Below are 2,081 nucleotides of genomic sequence, written 5' to 3'. Positions count from 1 at the left end.
GGCCGCGGTCGCGGCGACACCGCTGGCGGCGGTGCTCACCGCCGACCTGGCCCCGGCGGTGGGGGCCGCCCGGCAGGCGCGCGAGCTGGTCACCACCGGTTGCGAGCGCTGGGGCATGCCGACGCTCACCGACCCGGCGTGCATCGCGATCACCGAGATGGTCAACAACGTGGTGGCGCACGCCCAGACCCCGATGACGGTTCGGCTGGCACCCCAGGACAGCACCCTGCACCTGGCGGTTCGCGACCACTCCCCGCGCCGGCCGACGTTCGCCGGGATCTCCCCGCCGAACCGGGTCGGTGGCCGGGGTCTGCTGCTGATCGACACGGTGACCCGTCGCTGGGGCAGCAGCGCCGTACCGGACGGCAAGGTCGTCTGGTGCGTGCTGCACCCGGACGACGAGGCCGCCTGACGGGGCTTTCGCCGTCGGCGCCCGGTTCCGCGCCGTACCGCCGAAGGTCGTCCGGTTATGGCGGCAGGGCAGCGGGTAGTGATCAGACATGCGCGACAACGAGTACCCGACCCCCGTGTCCGACACCGAGGCGCAAGGGCTGCCCGACACCGCCGATGACGACTCGACCGCCAACGACGACGTCCTCACCGGGCGCGAGGCGGACGGCCCGGACCCGGCCCAGCTGCCCGGCGACCGGACGCCGGTGGCGGTGGACCGGTTCGGAACGACCGCCGAGGAGCAGCTCGACGGTGAGTCCTTGGACTACAAGCTCGACCGCGAGGTCTACGAGCGCCCGGCCGACGACCCGCTGGCCGGCACCATCGACCCGAAGATCGCCTTCGAGGCGGACAATCTGGAAGCCGCGGCCGAGGCCCAGCTGGACGCCGACGTGATGAATCCCGGGCCCACCTCGGACCCGAACTCACCGGTCTCCCTCTACGACCACGGCCAGCTCGGCACGGTGGCCGACGCCACGGTGGGCCGGCTGGTGGAACCGGACGAGGGGTCGCACACCGACCAGGAGACCGACTCGGTGGCGTACGACGCCGGATCGGCCGGGGGCGGAGCGACCGCCGAGGAGCTGGCCATCCACGAGACGGAGCCGCCGCGCTCGGTCTGACGTCCGCTCAGTCGTCCAGGCCGCGTTCGATGGCGTACCGGGTCAGCTCGACCCGGTTGTGCAGTTGCAGCTTGCCCAGGGTGTTCTGCACGTGGTTCTGCACCGTGCGGTGCGACAGGCCGAGCCGCTGGGCGATCTGCTTGTACGACATCCCCTTCGCCACCAGCCGCAGCACCTCCGTCTCCCGTTCGGTGAGCTGGGGCGTCGCCGGTTCGGCAGCGCCGGCCGGGCCGGTCCCCCGTCCCGGTCCGGCGGCCAGCCGGCGGTACTCGCCGAGCACCAGCCCGGCCAGGCCGGGGGTGAAGACCGCGTCGCCGGCCGCGGTGCGGTGCACCGCCTCCAGGAACTCGGCGGGCGCGGTGGACTTCACCAGGTAACCGGTGGCCCCGGCCTTGACCGCGTCCAACACGCTCTGCTGTTCGCCGCTGGCGCTGAGCATCAGCACCCGTACGGCGGGCAGTGCCGCGCGTAGCCCCAGGATCACCTCGACGCCGGAGATGTCCGGTAGTTGCAGGTCGAGGACGACGACGTCGGGCCGGGCGGCGGCGGCCACCCGAATCGCCTGTCGCCCCTCGCCGCTGGTCGCCACCACCAGAAAACCAGCCTCGGTCAGGTCGCGGGCCACCCCCTCCCGCCACATCGGATGGTCGTCCACCACCATCACCCGGATCGGGTTCACCGCGGTGACCTCGGCACGCTCAGCTCGATCTCGGTGCCCGCCTCGGGGGCGGACACGATCCGGACCGTCCCGCCCACGTCGGCCACCCGGCCCCGGATCGACTGGGTGACGCCGAGCCGTCCCTGGGCGGCGGCCTCGTCCAGCCGACCGTCCGGGATGCCCGGCCCCTCGTCGCGGATCGACACGGTTACCGTCGCCCCCTCGTCCTCGATCAGCACCCAGGCCCGCCCACCGGCGTGCCGTCCCACGTTGTCCAGGGCCGCGCCGGTCGCGGCGGCCAACTCGCCGGCCACCCGTCGGGGCAGCGGCACCGGGGTGGCCGGGGCGGA

General features: G+C 73.5%; 4 protein-coding genes. 2 read left to right on the top strand and 2 right to left on the bottom strand.

The features are described 5' to 3' along the window. Together PSH25_RS22190 and PSH25_RS22185 are read left to right on the top strand one after the other, a co-directional pair. On the top strand, positions 1–412 hold a 412-nt coding region (locus PSH25_RS22190; RefSeq protein ID WP_238660904.1), incomplete at its 5' end, for an ATP-binding protein. Positions 413–500: 88 nt separating this feature from the next. Further along, positions 501–1,073, top strand: coding sequence for a DUF5709 domain-containing protein (locus PSH25_RS22185; RefSeq protein WP_238660903.1), 573 nt, complete (start codon positions 501–503; stop codon positions 1,071–1,073). A 7-nt stretch (positions 1,074–1,080) separates the two neighbouring features. Here the strand turns inward: PSH25_RS22185 and PSH25_RS22180 are convergent, their stop codons facing one another. Together PSH25_RS22180 and PSH25_RS22175 are read right to left on the bottom strand one after the other, a co-directional pair. Then, positions 1,081–1,734, bottom strand: a complete 654-nt coding sequence (locus PSH25_RS22180; protein WP_196924633.1) for a response regulator — start codon at positions 1,732–1,734, stop codon at positions 1,081–1,083. 14 nt (positions 1,735–1,748) lie between these two features. After that, positions 1,749–2,081: sensor histidine kinase (locus PSH25_RS22175; RefSeq protein WP_238660902.1), on the bottom strand; the 333-nt coding region annotated here is incomplete at its 5' end.

This window comes from Micromonospora foliorum (genome assembly GCF_022229015.1).
Lineage (GTDB): Bacteria > Actinomycetota > Actinomycetes > Mycobacteriales > Micromonosporaceae > Micromonospora > Micromonospora foliorum.
The sequence above is the reverse complement of the archived record's forward strand: the minus strand, read 5'-3'. Positions and strand labels throughout refer to the sequence as shown.

What these genes read in the sequence shown, in the direction of transcription:
- PSH25_RS22180 (WP_196924633.1), bottom strand. Translation starts at nt 1,734, where the DNA reads ATGGTGGTGGACGACCATCCGATGTGGCGGGAGGGGGTGGCCCGCGAC.
- PSH25_RS22185 (WP_238660903.1), top strand. Translation starts at nt 501, where the DNA reads ATGCGCGACAACGAGTACCCGACCCCCGTGTCCGACACCGAGGCGCAA.